14 protein-coding genes are annotated in these 17,798 nt (G+C 57.2%); all 14 read left to right on the top strand.

Annotated elements, in window-relative coordinates; translation table 11 throughout:
- The first annotated feature begins 6 nt into the window (after positions 1 to 6).
- The 14 genes from Q7U39_08810 (at position 7) to Q7U39_08745 (ending at position 17,795) form a co-directional block, all read left to right on the top strand.
- On the top strand, positions 7 to 954 hold the full coding sequence (locus Q7U39_08810) for a bifunctional riboflavin kinase/FAD synthetase (GenBank protein ID MDO9118044.1): 948 nt from the start codon (positions 7 to 9) through the stop codon (positions 952 to 954).
- Positions 955 to 962: 8 nt separating this feature from the next.
- The gene (gene tilS, locus Q7U39_08805) at positions 963 to 2,429 is read left to right on the top strand and encodes a tRNA lysidine(34) synthetase TilS (GenBank protein ID MDO9118043.1); all 1,467 of its coding nucleotides are present in this window, start codon (positions 963 to 965) and stop codon (positions 2,427 to 2,429) included.
- Between the two features lies 1 nt (position 2,430).
- The gene (gene hpt / locus Q7U39_08800) at positions 2,431 to 2,970 is read left to right on the top strand and encodes a hypoxanthine phosphoribosyltransferase (GenBank protein MDO9118042.1); all 540 of its coding nucleotides are present in this window, start codon (positions 2,431 to 2,433) and stop codon (positions 2,968 to 2,970) included.
- A 113-nt stretch (positions 2,971 to 3,083) separates the two neighbouring features.
- Positions 3,084 to 4,895 (top strand): ATP-dependent zinc metalloprotease FtsH, encoded by a 1,812-nt coding sequence (gene ftsH, locus Q7U39_08795; protein MDO9118041.1) that lies wholly within the window; start codon positions 3,084 to 3,086, stop codon positions 4,893 to 4,895.
- 182 nt (positions 4,896 to 5,077) lie between these two features.
- Complete coding sequence (gene folP / locus Q7U39_08790; GenBank protein MDO9118040.1) at positions 5,078 to 5,950, top strand: dihydropteroate synthase; 873 nt, start codon at positions 5,078 to 5,080, stop codon at positions 5,948 to 5,950.
- Positions 5,943 to 7,292 carry a phosphoglucosamine mutase gene (gene glmM, locus Q7U39_08785; protein MDO9118039.1) on the top strand — a complete coding sequence of 450 codons (1,350 nt, stop codon included), beginning with the start codon at positions 5,943 to 5,945 and terminating at the stop codon, positions 7,290 to 7,292. The genes folP and glmM overlap by 8 nt, the downstream gene beginning before the upstream one ends.
- A gap of 26 nt (positions 7,293 to 7,318) precedes the next feature.
- Positions 7,319 to 9,850 carry a DNA internalization-related competence protein ComEC/Rec2 gene (locus Q7U39_08780; protein MDO9118038.1) on the top strand — a complete coding sequence of 844 codons (2,532 nt, stop codon included), beginning with the start codon at positions 7,319 to 7,321 and terminating at the stop codon, positions 9,848 to 9,850.
- 233 nt (positions 9,851 to 10,083) lie between these two features.
- The gene (locus Q7U39_08775; protein ID MDO9118037.1) at positions 10,084 to 10,266 is read left to right on the top strand and encodes a hypothetical protein; all 183 of its coding nucleotides are present in this window, start codon (positions 10,084 to 10,086) and stop codon (positions 10,264 to 10,266) included.
- A 147-nt stretch (positions 10,267 to 10,413) separates the two neighbouring features.
- A complete protein-coding gene (locus tag Q7U39_08770) occupies positions 10,414 to 11,313 on the top strand; it encodes an HD domain-containing protein (GenBank protein ID MDO9118036.1) in 900 nt (299 codons plus the stop codon).
- An 18-nt stretch (positions 11,314 to 11,331) separates the two neighbouring features.
- Positions 11,332 to 12,129: a polysaccharide biosynthesis/export family protein gene (locus tag Q7U39_08765; protein MDO9118035.1), complete on the top strand. Its 798-nt coding sequence runs from the start codon at positions 11,332 to 11,334 to the stop codon at positions 12,127 to 12,129.
- 18 nt (positions 12,130 to 12,147) lie between these two features.
- Complete coding sequence (locus Q7U39_08760) at positions 12,148 to 14,286, top strand: polysaccharide biosynthesis tyrosine autokinase (GenBank protein ID MDO9118034.1); 2,139 nt, start codon at positions 12,148 to 12,150, stop codon at positions 14,284 to 14,286.
- 22 nt (positions 14,287 to 14,308) lie between these two features.
- A complete protein-coding gene (locus Q7U39_08755; protein MDO9118033.1) occupies positions 14,309 to 15,691 on the top strand; it encodes an O-antigen ligase family protein in 1,383 nt (460 codons plus the stop codon).
- Positions 15,688 to 16,890 (top strand): glycosyltransferase family 4 protein, encoded by a 1,203-nt coding sequence (locus Q7U39_08750; GenBank protein MDO9118032.1) that lies wholly within the window; start codon positions 15,688 to 15,690, stop codon positions 16,888 to 16,890. The genes Q7U39_08755 and Q7U39_08750 overlap by 4 nt, the downstream gene beginning before the upstream one ends.
- Entirely contained in the window at positions 16,887 to 17,795 is a 909-nt protein-coding gene (locus tag Q7U39_08745; protein MDO9118031.1) for a TylF/MycF family methyltransferase, read from the top strand. Before Q7U39_08750 ends, Q7U39_08745 begins: the two co-directional genes overlap by 4 nt.
- Positions 17,796 to 17,798 lie beyond the last annotated feature (3 nt).

Raw genomic sequence — 17,798 nt, 5'->3', positions numbered from 1 at the left:
ACCCGCATGAAGGTGACGCGCGGATACTCAGGCGGCGAAGGGCGGCCCTACCCGGTGGCCACGGTCGGCAATTTTGACGGGCATCATCTCGGCCATCGCTCGCTGCTGCAGACGGTCGTAGAGACCGCGCGTCGGATGGAGGGCACGGCGCTTGTGCTGACGTTCGATCCCCATCCGGTCAAGATTCTTGCTCCTCATGTGGATTTGAAGTTTCTCACAAGCCCTGAAGAAAAGTTGCAACGTTTCGAGGATGCGGGCATCGATGAAGTCATTGTCCTGGAGTTCGATCCGGCGTTCGCGAGTCTCTCGCCGGAAACCTTCACGGAGCTGGTCTTGTATCGCGGGTTGCACCTGCGGCAGATTTTTGTCGGGCAGCATTTTGTCTTCGGCAAGGGGCGTACGGGCAATGTCGCCTCGTTGACGGTGATGGGGAAACGATTCGGATTTTCCGTGAATCCTGTCTCGCCGGTGATTGCCGACGGCGGCATCGTCAGTTCCACGCGTGTGCGTAAATTAGTGCAAGAGGGGCAGGTCGATCTCGCGGCCCGGTTGCTGGGACGCCAGTATGCGATGCAGGGAGTCGTCATGCCGGGTGCTCAGCGGGGGCAGGAGTTGGGCTGGCCGACGGCCAATCTGCGATTGCCGGTTGAGCGGGTGATTCCGCCGAACGGAGTGTATGCGACGGTGACGATTTGGAATCAGCAGCGGTTCGATTCCGTTGCGTATATCGGGTCCCGGCCGACGTTTGATGCCGGCGAGCGGCTGATGGAAGTCCATTTATTGAATGAGCGGCAGGATCTGTACGGAGAGTCGATCGAGGTGCGGTTTCTTCAGCGGCTGCGCGGCGACACCAAGTTCCCCAGCGGCGCTGATCTGAGCCGTCAAATTGCGATCGATGTGGAGCGAGCCAAAGCGATTTTACAAGAGCATCGCAGTGCGCTGTCGGCAGGATGATGGCGGGTATGGCAATGGTCGAACAACGCGTCTCGCGGAGAGCCTGGCCTCCGTTGCTGCACCGGGTCGTCAAGACGGTGCGGGCGCGCGGGTTGTTTGAGCCGGGGCACCACCTGCTCGTAGCGGTGTCTGGCGGCCCGGACTCCGTAGCGCTGTTGACGCTCCTCCATCGGCTGGTCCCCCGTTGGCGATTGCGGCTGACGGCGGTCCATTTCAATTACGGCCTTCGTGGACGCGAGTCCGATGAGGATCAGGCGTTTGTGATGTCGCTGTGCGAGGCGCTTCAGGTGCCGCTTCGCTGCGTGCCGCTGGACGTTCGGACTCGCCCGCCGCAAATTTCTCTTCAGGTCCAGGCGCGCGACGTACGGTACCGTGCCATGGCCAAGCTGGCCGAAGAGGTCGGTGCGGATCGCATGGTCGTCGGCCATACAGCGGATGATCAGGCGGAAACGATTGTGCTTTGGATGTTGCGTGGAGCCGGACTCACGGGTCTGGCGGGTATGCCGGTTCAACGCGATGGGATGATTGTTCGCCCGCTGTATGAGGTTAGGCGCCGGGAGGTGCTGGAATTTCTTGGCGCGATGGGGCAAGCGTATCGACAGGATTCCAGTAATGCGAAGCTGATCTACGCGCGTAACCGTATTCGTCATCAGTTGCTTCCCGTACTCAATCAGATTGTACCTGGGGCCGTCGATGCGCTTTGCCGGATGGGTGATTTGTGCCGTGAGGACGATCGGTATCTGGAAGACCAGACGATCATGGTATGCGCCTCGCTGGTTCAGCCGGATGGTGCCGAGGGATATTCCATCGACCGGCTTCGTCTTCAGGCGCAACCGCTGGCCCTGCAACGGAGGGTTTTGCGCGAGGTGTTTCGCCGGATGCATCCGATTCGGCGGGCCTCGAGTCTCGCGACGGTTGAGGCCGTGCGGCGGCTGCTCTCGTCACATCGAGGAGGGGCTACGCACTTTGTCGGGGGTGTGCACATTCGGGTGACTGAGAACGCGCTGCTCATGCAGCCGGCTCAAGCGGTTGCTCTCCCGCAGGAGTCTAAGGCGGGACTCGAACGGCGCTCGGTGCAGATCCCTTCCGTCATCGAATGGACTGGAACGGGACAACGAATTCGAGTACAAGAAGGGTCTCGTGAAGCGGCCCATCAATTGTCCGCTTCCCAGGGATGGGTGATGATCGTCGATGCGGATCTGTTGTCGTATCCGCTGCACATTCGAACCTGGAGACCCGGGGATCGATTTGCCCCGGCGGGCATGAAGGGACGATCCAAGAAGTTGCAGGATTACTTTGTGGATCTCAAGGTCCCTGCGGCGCAACGGAGACGAATTCCGATCTTGGATTCCCCTCAAGGAATTGTAGGTGTGTTGGGATTTCGGCCGGATGGGCGGTTTCAAGTGAGCGCCCACACGCGCCGATATTTGGCCATCAGTCTTGAGAAGGTGTCAGTCACGAAGGGAGCGCAGTAGCATGGAGCGTGTGTTTGGCCGGCCGATTGTGACGCAGGAACAGATGCGAACCCGCATCCGGGAATTGGGCAAGCAGATTAGCGCCGACTATGCAGGCAAAGATTTGGTACTCGTGGGGGTGCTCAAGGGAGCGTATGCCTTTTACGCGGACCTGGCTCGCGCCATCCGGATTCCGATTCACATCGACTTTATCGTAGTATCCAGTTACGGTGGCAAGACCAAAACGTCGGGGAAGGTGAAGCTCGTCACCGACCTTACGGAACCGATTAAGGGCAAGGATGTCCTGTTGGTCGAGGACATCGTTGATTCGGGGTTGACCGTTCAGTACTTGCTGAAAACCTTCGCGAAGAAGAAGCCGAAGTCGCTGAAGGTCTGTACGCTGTTGAGCAAGCCGGACCGGCGGCAAGTCACGGTGCAGGTCGATTACGAGGGCTTCAAGATTCCCGATCATTATGTGGTCGGGTATGGACTGGACTATCAGCAGCAATATCGAAATTTGCCGTATCTGGCCGTCTTGGATCTCGCGGATGAAGAGGCGTAAGCTTTGGACTTGATGTTGTCACTTTTGTCGACCCTGTGTTAACATCACCCACATTCAGTGGTGTCATGTGACGTATCTTCCTCTGATTTAACGTTCCCACGAAGGAGATCTGGATGAATTCCAGGGTGAAGAACCTGCTCTTTTGGGTGGTTGTCGGCTTGTTTATGATTTTGCTGTTCAATCTGTTCAGCGTGCCGACTCACGCGCCTGAAGAAGATGTGATATTTAGCGACTTCATGGCCAAGATTGAAAAAGGCGACGTCGAAAAGGCCATCATCAAGGGGAATCACATCAGTTCGGTCTTGAAAGACAAGACGCGGATCCGGACTTTTTCGCCGGATTATCCGGACCTGGTGAAGGTCTTGCGCGAGAAGGATGTGCAGATCGAGGTCAAGCCACCGGAAGAGAGTCCTTGGTACATTACCTTCTTGGTGACTTGGGGGCCGTTCATTCTGTTCCTCGGGCTCTGGTTTTTCCTGATGCGGCAGATGCAAGTCGGGGGCAATAAAGCCTTGTCGTTCGGGAAGAGTCGAGCGCGGATGTTGACGGAAGACCGCAAGAAGGTCACGTTTTCAGATGTGGCGGGGATTGAAGAGGCGAAAGAAGAAGTTCTTGAAATCATCGAGTTTTTGAGGGATCCGCGCAAGTTCCAAAAGCTTGGTGGCAGGATTCCCAAAGGCGTTCTGATCGTTGGTCCTCCGGGAACCGGCAAGACGTTGCTTGCCAAGGCGATTGCCGGCGAAGCCGGAGTGCCGTTCTTCAGCATCAGCGGTTCTGATTTCGTTGAAATGTTCGTGGGGGTCGGTGCCTCACGCGTGCGCGACTTATTCGAGCAGGGGAAAAAACACGCGCCCTGTATTATTTTTATCGATGAAATCGATGCGGTAGGACGGTTGCGTGGCGCGGGTTTAGGCGGCGGGCACGATGAACGGGAGCAGACGCTCAATCAATTGCTGGTTGAGATGGACGGCTTCGATACGACGGAAGGCGTGATTTTGATTGCCGCCACGAACCGGCCTGACGTGCTGGATCCGGCGTTGTTGCGGCCTGGCCGGTTCGATCGGCAGGTCGTGGTGAATCGGCCTGATTTGAGAGGCCGTTCTGAAATTTTGAAGGTGCACACGAAGAAGGTGCCGGTAGCGGCCAACGTCGAATTGGAAAAGATTGCTCGTGGGACACCCGGTTTCTCCGGAGCGGATCTGGAAAATCTGGTGAACGAGGCTGCGCTCTGGGCTGCCCGTCAGAATAAAAAAGAAGTCGAGGTCGTTGATTTTGAAATGGCCAAAGACAAGGTCCTCATGGGGGCCGAACGGAAGAGCATGATGCTTACCGATGAAGAAAAGCGCACGACGGCCTATCATGAGGCGGGCCATGCGTTGATGGCCAAGCTCCTGCCAGGAACGGATCCTGTTCACAAGGTCACCATCATCCCGCGCGGACGCGCGTTGGGCGTCACGATGCAGTTGCCGACCGATGACCGGCACAATTACTCAAAGGACTTCCTGTACAACAACCTCGCCATCTTGATGGGAGGACGAGTCGCTGAAGAGTTGGTGCTCCACCATGTCACGACCGGGGCTGGGAACGATATTGAACGGGCGACGGATCTGGCGAGAAAGATGGTCTGTGAGTGGGGAATGAGCGAAAAGCTAGGTCCGCTGACGTTCGGACGGAAAGAAGAAGAGATTTTCCTGGGTCGTGAAATCGCCACGAAGCGGGATTTTAGCGATCAAGTTGCACTGGATATTGATCTTGAGGTCCGACGTCTTGTGACGGAGAATTATGACCGTGCCAAGCGGATTCTGACTGAGAACATGGTCAGCTTGAAGGCCCTGGCTGAAGCGTTGCTTGAAAAAGAAGTACTCGATGCACCGGAAATCGATGCGATTCTGTTGCAGTCATCCTCTCAGACCGTACCTGCCTAGTCTGCTCCAAATTTCTGCCGCGCTTCCAGTTTGGGCACCGGAAGCGCGGCATCAGTCATTCTATAGACGCCGATAGACGCGACAACCGATTGCGGTCTATTCTTTTATCGCGGTCGGAGCGCTGGCCTCTGATATCTATCAGGCTCAGCGTTGTGAGAACGGTGTATGTCCGGAGGACTTTGGTGAAAAGCTATACCGTATTTGCCAAGAGCCGGCTGATTCCAATCCTGGACTGTCCGCTCCTGATGGGTATCGTGAATGTCACTCCGGACTCCTTTTCCGACGGGGGACGCTATGTGACGGTGGATCAGGCTGTCGAACGGGCGATGGCACTCGTCGCACAGGGCGCGGATATTCTCGATCTGGGCGCAGAATCGACGAGGCCTGGGGCCATGCCAGTCGGTGAGCAGGAGGAGATGGATCGTTTACTGCCGGTCTTACATGAGGTGATGAAGCGGACGGCCGTGCCGATTTCTGTGGATACGATGAAGTCCCGGGTGGCCCGGGAAGCGCTTGACGCGGGTGCCTCAATCATCAACGACGTGACGGCCCTGCGTTTCGACCCTGACATGGCCGCCGTGGTGGCGCAGTCTGGCGCCGGAGTTGTGATGACGCATATGCAGGGCATGCCGATGACCATGCAGGAAGCTCCTAGGTATGATAGCGTAGTCAACGATGTAGGTAGTTTTTTTGTCGAGCGAATCGCCGCTGCGGAGCGCGCCGGGATTGCGAAAAGCCAGATCGTGCTTGATCCGGGGTTTGGTTTTGGTAAGCTGCTGATACATAACTTGGAATTGTTGAACCATTTGTCCTCATTCGACCAATTGGGCTGTCCTGTGCTGGCAGGGGTGTCGCGAAAAGCCTTTCTGGGGAAAATTCTGGATCGCCCGGTGCAGGATCGGGAATGGGGAACGGCTGCGGCTGTCGCGCTGGCAGTGGATCGTGGCGCCTCGATTATTCGAGTGCATGATGTGGCGAGCATGAAGGATGTCGTGATGGTTGCCGCAGCGATACGTGCGGCGTCTCTTACCTCGAAACAGGAAGATTATGCGTAAACTATTCGGGACGGATGGGATTCGCGGGGTTGCCAATCTGGAGCCCATGACGAGCGAAATGGCGATGCAACTCGGGCGCGCGGCCGCGCATTTGTTTATGCGCCGCGCGGGACGCCATCAGATCGTGATCGGGAAGGATACGCGCATCTCTGGCTACATGCTGGAATCCGCGCTCACCGCCGGCATCTGTTCCATGGGTGTGGATGTGTTGCTGGTGGGACCGATGCCGACGCCGGCCATTGCGTTTTTAACCAGGAGTCTTCGTGCGGATGCGGGGGTCGTGATATCGGCGTCGCACAATGCGTATCAAGACAACGGCATTAAGTTTTTCTCGAATGATGGCTTTAAATTGCCGGACGAAATGGAAGCACGCATTGAGGACTTGATCGTATCAAACGAGATCAGTCATCTCCGCCCCACCGCGGATTTAATCGGAAAGGCGTTTCGTATCGATGATGCGGAGGGACGCTACATTGAATTTGCCAAGCGCTCCTTGCCGCGCGAGCTGGACTTTCAGGGAATCAAGTTAGTGGTCGATTGCGCCAACGGCGCGGCCTACAAGTTGGCGCCGAAGGTGTTGCGAGAACTTGGGGCGAAGGTCGAGGTGATCGGGTGCGAGCCCAACGGCATGAATATCAATGCCGGATGCGGGGCGGTGCATCCAGGGCAACTGCAGGAAGCCGTGCGTCGTCATAAGGCGGACATCGGGATTGCGCTTGACGGGGATGCCGATCGAGCGATCTTTGTGTGTGAGCAGGGAACCATTGTCGACGGCGATCATGTCATGGCGGCATTGGGGCTGGACTTGCATCAGAATGGACTCCTCGCCAAGCAAACCCTGGTCGGAACGGTCATGAGTAACTTCGGGCTTGAGCTCTGCATGGCCAAAGCGGGCGTCACGTTGCTTCGGACTCCCGTGGGTGATCGCTATCTTCTCGAACGTATGCTTGCTGAAGGTTATAACTTCGGCGGCGAGCAATCCGGACACTTCATCTTTCTGGACCACAATACGACGGGCGATGGTCTCATCTCCGCGCTCCAGATGATCTCGTTGATGAAGCGGACGGGGAAACCGCTTTCCGAATTGGCTCAGGCCATGTCCGCTGTTCCGCAAATTCTGCTCAATATTAAGGTCAAGCAGAAGCCAAAATTGGAGTCAGTGCCAGAGCTTGACCGTGCGATTCGCGAGAGTGAACGCCGGTTGAACGGGAGCGGTCGTGTTCTGGTCCGCTACTCCGGGACAGAACCGCTTCTCCGGATTATGGTCGAAGGTGAGCGGGATAGCGTGATCAAAGAAGTTGCCGAGGATCTCGCGCGCCTTGTGCGTACGCACCTCACGTAGTAGCCGTTCCGTTGCCGGGAAGGCTCATGCTGCCATCCCTTTGTGTCGCCTTTCTCACCGGGCTTGTGCTCGGTTCGTTCCTTCCATTCTTTCCCATCGCTCTACTCTTCGTTTTACTTGTATTCATGTTGATTCTTTCGGCTCTTGAACGAGCCGGAGCCATCGACCAGCCTAAAAGCTTCATGTGGTCTGCGGTCCTCTGTCTGGGAGTGGTCTATTGGACAGCGATGACGCCGCCGATCGCTGACTCTGCCCGTGATGATCTCTTGTCGGTTTCAAGCTTGGAGTATACGGGGAGAGTTGTCGGCCTCGTGCAGCATGGGCCATCTCGCCAGACGATGTTGGTTGAAATCATGTCAGGCTCTGAGGGAGTACCGCTTACGGGCCGGATTAAGCTGACCTGGCGAGACCCTGGGGAGGCCGTACGGGCGGGCGATCAGATTGTGTTTCGAGCGAGGTTGCGCGTTCCGACGGGATCTCTCAATCCCAGAGGATTCGACTATGCCGCCTATGTTGAACGGCAAAACATCGAAGCCGTGGGGACCGTCACAGGGCCTGAAGCCGTTCACCTGCTTCCGTTGGCAACTGAGCCGAACTGGTGGTGGAGAGGTTGGGGGCACATCGATCGTTGGCGAGGGGTCATTCGAGAGAAAGCGCTCCAATCGTTACCCCAGCCGACCTGCGGTCTGTTTCTGGGGATCGTGATCGGAGAGCGGGGGTATGTCCAGGAGGATTTGCAAGAATGGTTCATGACCACGGGGACCATTCACCTGTTGTCAATCTCGGGGTCGCATTTAGGCCTGATCGCGGTGGTGGTGTTTGGGACGATCCGTCGAGCCCTCACCGTTCTGCCTGCCTTAATGCTTTTGGGAATGTCGAGATTTGCCACGCCGACTCGTGTGGCCATCCTCTGCACCTGGCTGATCGTGACGTTCTACGCTCTGCTTGCGGGCGCGGAACTCGCGACCATGCGGGCCTGGGTCATGATTTGCTTGGGGCTGGCTACTATTTGGATCGGTTCGGAGCGCCATCTCTTGCATGCCCTGGCTGGGGCGGCGTGCTTGATTCTCTTGCACGATCCGCGCGCGATTGGAGATATCTCGTTTCAACTGTCGTTTCTATCAGTCCTGGCAATCATCTGGATCGTGGCCTCTCCGTCTTGCCAGGATAATACTGAAGAACAACCCGGCACGAAGTGGAAAGTGTGGGGTCGTCACGTTCGAGAGGCGGTTATCCTGGGGGCCGCGGTGACACTGGTGACGACCCCGCTAGTGGCCTGGTATTTCAATCAGGTGCCCTGGCTGGGCCTGGCGACCAACCTGGTCGCCGTTCCATTCACGGGAATGATCCTTGTTCCGTTCGGTCTGCTGTCCGCACTGGTGACGCTTGTGAATGTTTCCGGAGACCTCCCGCTTGCGTTTATCCAAGAGCGTTTACTGGAGTGGATCGTAAATGCCTTGCATTGGTGTGCGACGCTCCCAGGGAGCGACTGGCGTGTGTCCGCACCTCCTCTTTGGGGTATGGCCGTGTTTTATCTAGGCCTTCCCCTCATAGTGGGTACGATACGGTTGTCGTATCACCGGGCCATCGGGACGGCGCTCGTGGGGATGGCGTTAGGTGGGTGGATCCTGTCTGGGACTCCGATCGCAGACGGGAATCGCTGGCGCGTCACTTTTCTGGATGTTGGGCAGGGAGACAGTGCGCTGATTCAAGTTCCAGATGGGAAGACCGTGCTCATTGATGGGGGAAGACGGTTTGAGCGGTTCGATATGGGGCGCGGTGTGATAGGTCCCTTTCTGCTGAATCAGGGGATTCGCCGGCTGGACCATGTGATTGCCACGCATCCGCAACTGGATCATGTCGGCGGGCTTCCCTGGATTATTCGCCACCTTGATGTGGGAGCGTTCTGGCATACGGGCATTGAGCGATCCGAGCCGCTCTTCAGAGAGTTGCGCCAGGCTGTGGCAGAGCGGAACGTGCAAGCCTATGTTGCGACACGCGGGGATGAAGTGGTTCGGGGAGAGTCCTGCCGACTTACGGTGCTGAATCCGATCAGGCCGCGCGACAATGGAGGCTCCATCCAGAGTCTTAGCGGGACATTCCTCAATAATGAGTCTGTGGTCGCGCAACTGATCTGCGGTTATCAGAGTGTTTTGTTTGCCGCTGATATCGAAACAGACGGGCTCCACCGGCTGACAGTCATGGGACAAAGCCCGGTGACCGTGCTTAAGGTTCCCCATCACGGAGCACGCAGTTCGTTGGATCGCGAATGGATTGCGCTGGCTCGACCGCGCTACGCCGTATTTTCGGTCGGGCGGCATAATTCATACGGGCATCCTGTTCCTGACGTGGTTGAAGCCTATTCAGCCATTGAGAGTGAAGTGGTCAGAACAGATCGAGACGGGGCGATCATCGTGACAGGCCGGCTCTCGACCTCTGGCATCCAGGTGCGGAGAATGCGCGATCTCGTGTTGCAACCGGTGATACCGCGAGAGTGTCTCTGGGATTGCGAGTGGCGCAACTGGCATCGAGTGTGGACGCAGGCGCATGAGTTCTAGAAAATAAGCTGTTCCACCTACATGGTTCCTCCACTCCTGCTCAGATTGGGTCTTAGCCAATTCCGTACATTGATGGCGTAGGAATGGTTGTTTATGTCCATTCTTGTCCATAATGCTGGGGTATCCCATCACAAGTCCGCGAGTTTCCTCACTATTGTCATAATGCTAGCAAGGCATAGCATGTGCACACATCCCATGCTCTGGGAACCTATGACCTGAGGAGTATGACCATCATGGCTAATCTTGTTCGTATTGTCATTCAACTGCCGCTTGAACTGAAGGAACAACTGGATGCCTTGAAATCGCAAGGCTATACGACCAGCGGCTTTATTCGGGCGATGTTAGAACGTGAGTTGAAAAAACCTGAATTGAAGCTGGTGGCCAATAGTCGACGACCATCCGGCAAATCGTCCTAGCCTGTCACGCTCGCGAGGAACGACGACATGCGGCTTTCAGATTTAGTGCGCGACCAAATCCCGGACCCTCACGAGGGCCTTACCGGTCGACGGTCAAGCTTGCCAAGCCCGCTATCCGAGACGAAGAAGTCTTTGGGGGAGAACGTGGTGCCGCTTAGAGAGGCCGATGCCCGTGTTGATTGGTATGGGCGTGCGCACAAGGACATGGCTGCGATCGGAGAGGATCTTCGTGGAAACCGCGGGATGACGACCGAGCGGTGCTTCAGACTGGCCGAAGCGCTCGTCGAGGTGCTCGCGACGAGCGATGACTTGATTCTGCGCATGATGCAGGAGAATGTGAAGGCCTATCAGGTGGCGAACGCAATTCATGTCGCTATTCTCAGTGTGAAGATCGGCCAGGGACTCAACTATGACTCTGCGGCACTGCAACGATTGGCCATGGCGGGGCTGCTGCACGATCTAGGCATGTGGCTGCTGCCTCAAGAGATCGTCGAGAAGCCCGGTTCGTTGAGTGCGGATGAGTGGTCCGGCATTCATGCGCATCCCGAGCAAGGGCGCCGTATGGTGGCCGAGATGGGCGAGCCTTTTGATTGGCTGGCAACCGCCATCGCTCAAGAGCATGAGCGATGGGATGGCAGTGGGTACCCCTGTCGGCTGAAGGGCGGAGCGATTACCGAAGTTGCGCAAATCATCGGACTGGCCGATGTGCTCGACGCCATGATGAGTCCGCGGCCCTATCACGCACGGGTTGCCCCGCATCAGGCGCTGCGCTCGCTGTTGGTCCAGCACAAACAGGCCTTCCAGCCCCGCCTTATCAAGACGTTGGTGGATCAGCTCTCGCTTTATCCGATCGGGACATCGGTGCGATTGAACGATGGTCATGTCGGCATTGTGTCGAAGGTAAATCCCCGCTATCCCCTCAGGCCGATCTTGCTGGTTCAGCGCAATCGTGAGGGGCAGACGAATAGGGAATCAGAGGCAGTGGATCTCTGTCACGAAACGTCCATGCATATTGTCGAAGTGTTGCCCGAGACGCGTGCCGCGTAGGAGGAATTAGGAGGAGCCATGAGCATTCGCAATCAGACATCGATCGGGTGGACCCTTCTCGCTCTTGCGGTAGGACTTCAGCTCTTGCCGGGTTGCCGGAATCCCGGACAATCATCTCTGCCGCCTTCGGCCATCAGTCCTGCGGCGCAACCGCTGCCCCCGATGCCGAAGGGCGATGTCTACGCGGACGAGGCCGTACCCACGGCGGAGACGCCGATTGAGCCCGGCGACACGCTCGACATCGTCATTCGCCGCGGGGCGGGTGAAGAGAAATTTACGAGTGTCGTCCGGGAAAATGGACTGATTGGAGCCTCGTTCTTGGAAGTGATGGTGAGCGGGCTGACGGCCCAGCAGGCCGAGGGGAGGATTCAAGAGCAGGTCATTCCGTATATGCGGAATCCCAGAGTCCAGGTTGTGCTCAGGAAGAAGTCGCTCAAGATTAAGCGGGTGTTTGTGTTTGGCGATGTTCGGAAACCGGGAGCCGTGCCGATGCCGAGAAGCATGACAGTGCTGCAGGCCCTGGCGGCCGTGGAGAATTATAACGAAACGGCGCTGCTGGAAGAAATCCGTATTGTACGTGGCGGACTGGATCGTCCTGTCATCGTAACGGCGGATCTGGCCAGAACCTTTACGTATGGCGATCTGTCGAGAAACGTCGCGCTTGAAGAAAATGACGTGATCTTTGTTCCGCGAGAACACTTGGGCGATGCCTCGGAGGCCGCCAAGAAGATTATGCCGATCGTACAAATGGCGATTGCCCCATTCTATCCGGCATTCTTGATTCCGGCGTTCTTTCCCACCGCCACGATTCGATAGCAAGGAGACGACGGTCCGATGGCACAATATGAGCTGAATGTAATCGATTACTGGCTGATCATCAAAAAGCGCAAGTACCTCATCATGCTTGCGGCCGCGCTGGTCGTGGGATTTACGGTGCTCTTTTCCCAGCTGCTGCAACCGCCGCCTGTGTATGAAGCGTCGTCGCGAGTGAAATTTGACCGGTCGACGACCGTGGTGCAACAGCTCTTGGAGTCGATGTCTTTCTCCAACGCCAACGATCTGATTACGCAGTCCGAGTTTATCCGGAGTTTCCCCGTCATGGAGCGGGTGGCGATGCAGTTGGGCGTGGTGCCATCCGATCTGACGCCGGAGCAGAAGCGGTCTGCAGAACATTTGAATCTGATTTATGACTTCGGCCAGCAGATCAAGACGCAACGGGAAGGCGATACAAACATCATCAGAATCACCGCTACGGCGGGCGAGGCGCGCATGGCCGAACAGATGGCCAATCTCGTCGCGGAGTCCTATCGCCAGGAAAATATCGCGGCCAGGAACCGGTTGGTCACAGAGTCTCGACGATTTGTGGAGGACCAGCTTCGTGAGCTGGAGAGACAGCTGGCCGAGGCTGAGGAAGCGCTGCGACGCTTCAAGGAGCGGGAAGGCCAGGTCTTTCTCACCGACGAGGCGAAAGCCGCGCTGGAGACCTTCACGAAGCTGGAAGATCAGCACAATACCGTTGTGCGCAACCGGGGCGAGGCGGAACGGCAGATCGCGGTCTTGAGCCGGAATGACGGCACACTGGAGCAGGACAATATTCGTATCTTTACCGAAGAGCAGTACGCGCAATTGACGGCGCTGAATCAGCGCCTCCTGGATCTCGGGCAGGAGCGAACGGCCTTGTTGATTAACTATACGGAGAGTCATCCGGTGGTGAAAGAGCTCTCGCAGAAGATTGCGGGTGTGAAGGCTGAAATGGTGCGGGAGTTACGCTCGAAGCAAAAAACCCTGGATGAGCGGGGCATTGCTCTGGGCCAACAGATTCGCCTGTATCGGGAACGGTACATGGCGTTTCCCAAAGCCGCCATTCAGATGAGCCGGCTGGAGCGCGACGTGAAGGTCAACGCGGACCTTCTCGAATCGCTGAAAGTCAAACATCAGGAACTCTTGATCAAGAGCGCAGGACAGATCGAGGAAGTGACCATCATCGCACCAGCGATTACGCCGATAGCGGCAGTCAACGCTTCCAATATGCTCTTGAACATCATGGTCAGTTCGCTGATGGGGCTGTTTATGGGGGTGGTGCTGGCGTTTGCCCGGGAATCGTTCGATACATCGATCGGCACCATCGAAGGGGTAGAGGAATTTCTCAAGGTTCCTGTGCTGGGAATTATTCCGCAATTCGATCATCGTGAATTGGTGGAGCAGGCGAAGGCGGCGCTGCCTGCCTCGACGCCACCGGCCACTGTGGAAAGTTTGTCGCGGTTGATCTGCCTGGTCGATCCCAAATCGGTGCTGTCGGAGAGTCTCCGGTCGCTCCGCACGAATATTCAGTTCGCCAGCATGGATCGAAAAGTGAAGTCGATACTCTTTACGAGCGCAGGACTCGGCGAAGGGAAAAGTACGTCGGTCATCAATCTGGCGATCACCATGGCGCAGGAAGGACAGCGAGTACTGCTGGTCGACGCAGATCTTCGGAAGCCCATCGTCCATCAGCGGTTGGGCCTGGATCGCGAACCGGGATTGGTCGATGCCTTGATCGGAACCACGTCGTGGCGATCCTACGTGCGGTCGGCCTCGGATCTGATGTTAGGGCCCATCGGCGCAGACCGGATGATGAATACGCCCGGACTGGATAATCTGCATGTCCTGACGAGCGGATCTGAGTCGGGCAACCCGAATGAATTCTTGAACCTGAATAAGATCAAACTGCTGGTTGATGAAATGCAGCAGGATTATGACATGGTGCTCTTCGATACGCCTCCGATCCTGCCGGTTACGGATGCGGTCGCCTTCAGCTCGCGCGTCGATGGCACGATTCTCGTGTATCAAGTCGGGAGAATCGGACGGAATGCACTGAAACGCGCCAAGTTCCTGTTGGATCATGCACAGGCGAACATCATGGGGGTGGTGCTCACCAATGTGAAGTCGGAAGTGACTCCTGAGTACGGGCTGTACCGTTACGAATATCGGTGAGCGAGATGGGAGTCCGGATTCTGTGTATTACGCCGCTGTTAAACCGAACGATGTAATCGTCGTCACGGCATTAGCCGTGATCCTCGCGCTTGGCTTGACGCTGACCACTCCGATCGTCGGATTGCAGGCCACCTTAGGCTTCTTTATCGTCGTCATCGCTTTTACGTCGGTGCCGGCCGCGCTGTATCTGCTCATCTTTTCCATGCTCCTCTCGCCGGAAATCGCCGTTGGCCGAGTCGAGGGGCGGGGCGTCGGGGTTCGCGAATTGTCTTTCAGACTGGACGATGTATTTCTAGTCATCATCGGATTCGGCTGGCTGGTCAAGATGGCGGTCTATCGAGAGTTGGCCTTGTTCCGCGAGACGCCGCTGAATCGCCCCATCGCGGCGTATATGATCGTCTGCGTGGTGGCGACGCTCATGGGGGTGATGGCCGGTCGGGTACAACCGGTCACCGGGTTCTTCTTCGTGTTGAAGTATTTCGAATATTTCTTCGTATATTTCATGGTGGTGAATCATGTGACCTCCAAACAGCAGGTTGTCGGATTGGTGACCGCACTGCTCATCACCGGCTTCATGATCAGCCTCTATGCGATTTACCAGATTCCGAGCGGGCAACGGGCGACCGCGCCGTTTGAGGGCGAAGTCGGCGAGCCCAATACGCTGGGCGGCTACCTCGTGTTTCTCCTCGCTATTGTGACGGGATTATTGATTCACATGAAAACGGGTCCGATCCGTATCGCGCTGTTGGTTTTGGGCGGATGCGGGGTGCTGGCCTTGATGGCCACACTCTCACGCTCTTCGTATCTGGCCGGAGCGGTATTGATCGTGGCCGTCGGAGCGTCTCAGTGGAGAAAACCGCGGGTCGTGGTCCTGCTGTTGCTCGCCATGGCACTCCTGCCGCTCTTTGCTCCCGACAATGTGAAGACTCGCATCAACGAAACCTTCTTCGGCCGCCAGTACGGCGGCGAGATTCAAGTCGGGAAAGTCGGATTGGATTTGTCGACATCGGAACGTCTTCGGTCTTGGGCCTATGTGCTGCAGGATTGGGTCCATAATCCGATCCTTGGCCGAGGGATTACCGGCTATGCCTGGGCTGACGCGCAGTACGTCAAGATTATCGGTGAGACCGGTCTAGCCGGCCTCCTTGCGTTCATTGTGATTACCGTACGGCTATGGCTGAGCACTCGAATGATTTATGCATCGGAGGAGGATCCGTTTGCGAAAGGATTGGCCTTAGGCGTCTGGCTCGGCCTTATTGCGATGCTGGCCCATGCCGTGGGGGCGAACACCTTTATCATCATACGAATCATGGAGCCGTTCTGGTTGTGCGCGGGGCTGGTGATGATTCTGCCGCGGCTCTCGAAGGCCGAAGAGCCGGTCGCCGGTGAAGCGAGGCTCGTATGAACTGGTGGATCTGTTGTTATTGGCATGAACCGGATGCGCCGACCGACCCGGTTGGGTTGGTGCGGGTCTGGGCGGTAGCCGATGCGTTAGTGTCCGTCGGCGACGAGGTCACCGTGTTTGCTCCGAGGTATCGGTCGGCGTTGATGCCGAGGCGATCGCAGGTGGTGCCGATTCCCATGCTGCCGGGATCGGTCATTCGTCCGATCAGCTACGCAGTAGGGGCATTCATCTCGGGGCTCTGGCGAGGCTTCCGCAAGCGGCCGACGGTGGTCTACTACCGTTGGATGGAAAGTCTTCATCCGCTCCTGCTTGCACGGATCTATGGTGCAGTCTGTATTTGTGAAATAAACGGAGAGCCGGTTCCACCGTGGGGCGTCGCTGGATGGCGAGGCCGCTTGACGCACGCGCTGGCTTCGTTTGCGCTGCGACGTTGTGATCGCGTGGTCGTGTTGACGGAAGGATTGAGCCGACTCGTGCAAACGGAGTACGGGGTGCTGGCTGATCGCGTGGCGCTGTTCCCGAGCGGGACGGATACGTCGTTGTTCCATCCAATGGAGAAAAACCGCTGTGTGCAAGAGGCGGGGTTGGATCCGGCCTGTGAGTATATCGGGTTTGTCGGGAGCTTCTATCGGTATCAGGGATTAGGAACATTGCTGGAGGCGTTTGAACGGCTGCATGCGAGACGTCCGGCTGTGCGGCTCTTGATGGTAGGGGACGGCGAGGAAGCCGCGGCCCTTCGCGAGCAGGCTGCTCAGCGAGGCCTTACTGGTTGGATCACCTGGACCGGCCGAGTTCCTTATTCGCGCGTTCCCACGTGCATTGGTGCGATGGATGTGTGTGTGGCACCGTTCTGCGGGGGGCGGGGAGAGACCTCGCCGGTCAAAATATTCGACTATCTGGCCTGCGGAAAACCCGTGGTGGCGAGCGCGATCCCCTCAGTTGCCGCGTTGTTTGCCCTGTCGAATGGCGTTGTCCTGGTCGAGCCGAATCGCGCTGAGGTTCTGGCTGACGCCGTATTCGCATTGCTCGACAGGCCCAAGGAGTCCCAGCGGTTGGGCCAGGATGGCCGTACCTTTGTCGAAGCACGATGTGGATGGGAGGCAATCGTACAGAGGCTCCGCGACCTCGTCGAGAAGATGGTCCCCCACCAACAGAGTCAACAGCGAGCGCTTATTAACAATGCAGGTGAGAGAGCATGAATCAGCTTATGCCGGAACCAGTCAGTGGTACGACGCCCCAGGAGTTATATCTGCACCTGATGAAGCAATGTCTGACCAGAATGCTCTGGCGGGAAAAATACCGGCCGATTGCCGCGTCTATTAACGGATGGCGGGGGCTTATCCTGAAACCGCTGCAGCATCTTGCCCGGCAGGCACAGATGGAGCTGGTCCACGTCGAGCCGGATCGAACCGATGCCCGTCAGGAAGGACGAGACTGGCCGCTGGAAGCAGAGACGATGGTGGGCCTCAAGCGGCTGGAGAATCTTCAACAGTGCGTCACATCCATCATTCGAAACGGTGTTGCCGGCGACCTTATTGAAACCGGGGTCTGGCGGGGCGGCTCCTCGATCTTTATGCGCGCCATTCTCAAAGCCTACGGCGATACGTCGCGGAAAGTCTGGCTGGCCGATTCATTCCGAGGTTTGCCGCCACCGGATCCGACTCGTTATCCGGTCGATGCGGGTGACACGCTCTGGAAGTACTCCGAGTTGGCCATTCCGCTGGAACAGGTGAAGGCGAACTTTTCGCGCTACGGACTTCTGGACGAGCAGGTGGCATTCTTGCCGGGATGGTTTCGCGACACGCTGCCGAGGGCGCCGGTGGAAAGAATAGCCGTGTTGCGACTCGACGGAGATTTGTATGAGTCCACGATGGAGGCGTTAGTCGCCCTGTATTCCAAGGTCTCGGTCGGCGGATATGTGATTGTCGATGATTATGGGTTACCGACCTGTCGTGCGGCGATTGAAGATTTTCGTCAGGCACAGGGCATTACCGACCCGATTCAGCTCATCGACTGGACCGGGGCCTTCTGGCAACGGTCTGCGGCCAACCCTGTGGCGATGACGGTCAGGCGCGAGTCGCCATCGCTTAGAGCTGTTTCCTAGGGT

The organism is Nitrospira sp., assembly GCA_030653545.1.
Classification (GTDB): domain Bacteria; phylum Nitrospirota; class Nitrospiria; order Nitrospirales; family Nitrospiraceae; genus Nitrospira_D.
The sequence above is the reverse complement of the archived record's forward strand: the minus strand, read 5'-3'. Positions and strand labels throughout refer to the sequence as shown.